The following is a 3,781-nucleotide window of genomic DNA, read 5'->3' as shown; positions in this document are numbered from 1 at the left end:
CACCACCGAGCCGGCGAGCAGGACGCGGGAGATGGCGGCGTCGCAGGCCAGGCGCTCCACCGTCCGGGTGGAGATCGGCAGCGAGAGCTCGAGGTCGGCCGCGGGGGCGCCGAGCTCGTTTTTCAGCCCCTCCAGCGTGGTCGTCAGGGTGAGGTGCGGCCGGACCCCGTTGCGCCGCGGCAGCGCTCGTCCATGGCGTGACGCACGCACTGTGCCCGCCCGACTCCTGGAGGCGGCGGGCCATGGCGGCGAACTCGCCCTCCAGGGCGTCGATCAGGCCGCGCAGGCCCTTGGCGTCGACGCGGCGCTCGTCGCGGTGATGGAATTTGCGCACCGCGAGCGCCAGCTCCTCAAGGTCTGTGCCCCCAACCCCCAACATGCGACCATGCTACCAAACATCCGTTTGGGGAGTCAAGAAGAGACGCCTGTAAATCACGAAGAAATCTTTCGCCGCGCGGCGGTAGCGAGCTCGCGCCCCTCACCCTGACCCTCTCCCCGGAGGGGAGAGGGGGATCTTCCCCACCGACATCGCGTGTGGGCCTCCGAGCGCCACCCGCACGCCCCCCTTCCCAGTCTTTCGCCCGGACGTTACCCGACCGTTCTCACCGAAGATTCAGGGCCGCGCGCCAACTGAGACGTGCGCCTCCGCGGACGAGGGCGGCCCGGTAGATGCCGCCTGCCAATCTCGCCATGCCGACGATGCTCACCAGTTCGATCGCGATCGCCAGTGGAAGCTCCCAAACGGATATATGACCGAGGGCCAGTCTCGCGGGCATCAGGATTGGAGAGAGGGGTGGGAAGAACGAGAGCAACCTCACCCATGGCGCGTCGGGCGAGGCAATCGTTGCGTAGACGAGAAATAGACCGGCGACCAGGAATGCTGTGAAGGGCATGGTCACCGACTGGACCTCTTCCTGCCGGGCAACCATCGCTCCGGCCGCGGCGAAGCCGAAGGCATAAAGGCCGAAACCCAGCACAAACCAGACGATGATCATGGGCAGGAGGGTCGGCAGTTCGGAAGGTATCGCCTGGCTCTTCACGAGCGCGTTGGCAATCATTGCGCCGCCGACGGTGATTGTCATCTGACCCAGGCCGACGAGTCCGATCCCGATCACCTTCCCAGTCATCAGCTCTCGCGGTTGGACAGCCGCGAGCAGGACCTCCGCCGTGCGGGAGGTCTTCTCCTGCGCGACTCCGGTCGCTACGGCGGATCCGAAGCCCGCGACCGCGTACATGAGCAGAAAGGCGGCGGCAAGCGCCGTGATCTCCCGGCCGGGAAGATCGCTGGGTTCCGGCTGGAGGGCCACGGTAACCGTCGGTACCGGCTTCTCGGCGGCCGTGATCTGACTCGCCGACAGGCCGGCGGCTGAAAGCAAGCTGCGCTGGTGGATCACGTTGAGCACTGATCGGAGGAGGGCCGAGATCCCGGGCGGGACCGTCTGGTAGGCCTCGATCGTGGCCGAAGTCCCGTCGTAAAGCAGCGCAGCGTCGAGAGCTGCACGATTCTGTCCGGTTAGCAGAGCGAGGCGGCTACCACCGCCGGCGCGCGCATTGATGGGTGGCGTCAGCTCCGATCGCGCCGTCGCCTCGGAGTCGACGTTGCGCGTGGTGAGGTCGATCGCGGCTGCTTTGGCCGCGGCATTGATGGCCGGCGCGAGGGCCTGCGCCTGAGGCCCGACCAAACCAAGGTTGGTGGAGCCTCCGGACTGATTCGTCAGAGAAGGCACCACGATCAGACCCACCGCCAGGAAGGTGGTCAAGCCGGTGAGAATCCACGTGGCTCTTCCAGTGACCCGCTCGGTTATCTCGCGCAGGGCCACCAGGGCGATCGAGCCAAACCGGATCATGACGCGACCAGCTCCCGGTACAGCTCGGCCAGCCCGCCGGACTCGAACCCGAAGAATTGAAGCGGCCCGGCCGCGGTCGCGGCGCGAAGCACCTCTTCAGTGTCATCGCCTGGCCTGATGTCGAACCGGACGCCTTCGCCGTCATGGCTCAGGACGTGCATGTGGTCAAGGCGTGCCCACCATTCGGTCGGATTCGCGACTTGCACCCGAAGACGCTGGGGAACACGCGCTCGGAGCTCCGCAAGGGTTCCGCTCGCCAACGCCTTGCCGCCATCCACGATCACGATCCGATCACAGAGGCGCTCAACGAGATCGAGTTGGTGGCTCGAGAAGAGGATCGCCCTCCCCTGGCTCGCGACCTCGCGGATCACATTGGATAAGGAGTCGACCGCTGAGGGATCGAGGCCGGCGAACGGTTCGTCGAGGACGAGGAGGTCAGGCTCATAAACCAGGGCCACGGCGAGCTGAACGCGCTGCTGATTGCCGTGAGACAGTGCGACGACGCGCTCACGCTCCCGGCCGTCCAGGCCCAGCCGCCTGATCCAGTTGAGCGCCGCCCGCCCAGCGGCGTCAGGTGCCATCCCGTGCAGTCGTGCGAAGTAGGTCATCTGCTTCAGCACCTCCATCTGGGGGTAGAGTCCGCGTTCCTCCGGCATGTAGCCGAAACGAACGCGGTCCCGCAGGGTGACGTCGTGCCCTGCCCAGCGGACCGTTCCGCCGGAGGGCGTCAGGATGCCCATCACCGAGCGCATCGTCGTGGTCTTGCCCGCACCATTGCGACCGACAAGGCCGACGACTTCTCCTGCGTTCACCGTCACGCTGAGGTGATCGACGGCCACTCGTGAGCCGAACTTCTGGAAGAGATCGATGATCTCGAGTCCAGATGATCGGCTTTCGACCACGGTCACTTCCGGCGGTGCCATCACTCCGCGTCGCGTCCGGCGAAGTGGTACGCGGTCAAGCCCCGCGAGCGTCCCGCCCTGAGCGCAATTTGCTCAAGCGACGCCGGAGCGTATTCCGCATGGGCTAGGACTTCGATGGCGGCCTCAACGATCTGCGGGCGACGCCTCCTCGATGAACGTTCTGCCTTCGTGGCGGAGCCACTCGGATTCTGGCACGCCGAGGCGGTCAGTGGTCAGACAGGGGCGGCTGATTTCCGGCCCGATTTGAGATCCGCCCTGCAACAATCTGCTCGGCCGTGGACAAAACCCAACTCGGACGCGCCGGAGAGCTGGCGATGGCGCTGTACTCGATGGTCTCGTCGGATGGCGAATTGCAGCTGTTCACGCCGCTGGCGGACGACGACCACATCGATGCCACCGCTGGCCGGCGGGGTGGGCTGCCGGCGATTGCCATCCAGGTGAAGACCGCGGGCGAAGCGGATCGCAACGGACTGGTGGAGGCCACGGCCGATTATCCAGTCGGTCATGTCCGTGAACATCCGGCGTTTCTTTATGCGGTGCTGCTGATGCGGTCGGTCACGATCGAAGCTGCGTGGCTTCTGCCGAGCCCTGACTTCAACCGCCTCGCGTACCGACGGACCGCCGGCGATCGGGAGGTCCTGGAATTCCGCGGCGATCCGCTGCGGAGCGACCGTTACTCGACATTTCGGGTGCCGCCGCTCGAGATCGGCCCGCGCCTGCTGACGGTGATCGATTCGCTGCAGGAGGTTGTTCCCCTCCGCCTGGCGCGCGGAACCGCGGGTTTGATGCTGGCGACCCGCCGCGCGTAGTCAGTTCAATCTGAGACGCGGACCACGTCGCCGACGCCCAACACGCCGTCGGTCAGCACGTCGGCTCGCAATCCTCCGCGGTGGACCAGCGACCTCAATACTCCGGGCTTGGTCAGGCACTCGAGGTGACTGCAGGGCTCGCAAAGGCGCTGGCCGAAGCAGGAAACCTCGCCGATCACGAACTTGCGACCCACCAGGGCGT

General features: G+C 66.2%; 6 protein-coding genes. 2 read left to right on the top strand and 4 right to left on the bottom strand.

Features of this window, described 5'->3' with window-relative positions; translation table 11 throughout:
• A partial coding sequence (locus EPN29_12365; protein ID TAN31620.1) for a DUF222 domain-containing protein occupies nucleotides 1–210 on the bottom strand: 210 nt, incomplete at its 3' end.
• Nucleotide 211: 1 nt separating this feature from the next.
• Here EPN29_12365 and EPN29_12360 point away from each other — a divergent pair.
• Nucleotides 212–487 (top strand): hypothetical protein, encoded by a 276-nt coding sequence (locus tag EPN29_12360; protein TAN31619.1) that lies wholly within the window; start codon nucleotides 212–214, stop codon nucleotides 485–487.
• A 115-nt stretch (nucleotides 488–602) separates the two neighbouring features.
• Here the strand turns inward: EPN29_12360 and EPN29_12355 are convergent, their stop codons facing one another.
• Genes EPN29_12355 through EPN29_12345 form a run of 3 tightly spaced genes read right to left on the bottom strand, consistent with a single transcriptional unit; the run spans nucleotide 603 to nucleotide 2,979 of the window.
• A complete protein-coding gene (locus tag EPN29_12355; GenBank protein TAN31618.1) occupies nucleotides 603–1,847 on the bottom strand; it encodes an ABC transporter permease in 1,245 nt (414 codons plus the stop codon).
• The gene (locus EPN29_12350; protein TAN31617.1) at nucleotides 1,844–2,770 is read right to left on the bottom strand and encodes an ATP-binding cassette domain-containing protein; all 927 of its coding nucleotides are present in this window, start codon (nucleotides 2,768–2,770) and stop codon (nucleotides 1,844–1,846) included. The genes EPN29_12355 and EPN29_12350 overlap by 4 nt, the downstream gene beginning before the upstream one ends.
• The gene (locus EPN29_12345; GenBank protein TAN31621.1) at nucleotides 2,770–2,979 is read right to left on the bottom strand and encodes a TetR family transcriptional regulator; all 210 of its coding nucleotides are present in this window, start codon (nucleotides 2,977–2,979) and stop codon (nucleotides 2,770–2,772) included. Before EPN29_12345 ends, EPN29_12350 begins: the two co-directional genes overlap by 1 nt.
• Before the next feature lie 66 nt (nucleotides 2,980–3,045).
• Here EPN29_12345 and EPN29_12340 point away from each other — a divergent pair, with 66 nt between their 5' ends.
• Nucleotides 3,046–3,579 (top strand): hypothetical protein, encoded by a 534-nt coding sequence (locus EPN29_12340; protein TAN31616.1) that lies wholly within the window; start codon nucleotides 3,046–3,048, stop codon nucleotides 3,577–3,579.
• Nucleotides 3,580–3,781 lie beyond the last annotated feature (202 nt).

This window comes from bacterium, from assembly GCA_004299235.1.
In the GTDB taxonomy this organism is placed as follows: domain Bacteria; phylum Chloroflexota; class Dormibacteria; order Dormibacterales; family Dormibacteraceae; genus SCQL01.
Note: the sequence above shows the minus strand (reverse complement) of the source record. Positions and strands in the feature narration are given on the sequence as shown.

Coding starts and splice junctions, on each gene's coding strand:
- EPN29_12355 (TAN31618.1), bottom strand. CDS start 1,847: ATGATCCGGTTTGGCTCGATCGCCCTGGTGGCCCTGCGCGAGATAACC.
- EPN29_12350 (TAN31617.1), bottom strand. CDS start 2,770: ATGGCACCGCCGGAAGTGACCGTGGTCGAAAGCCGATCATCTGGACTC.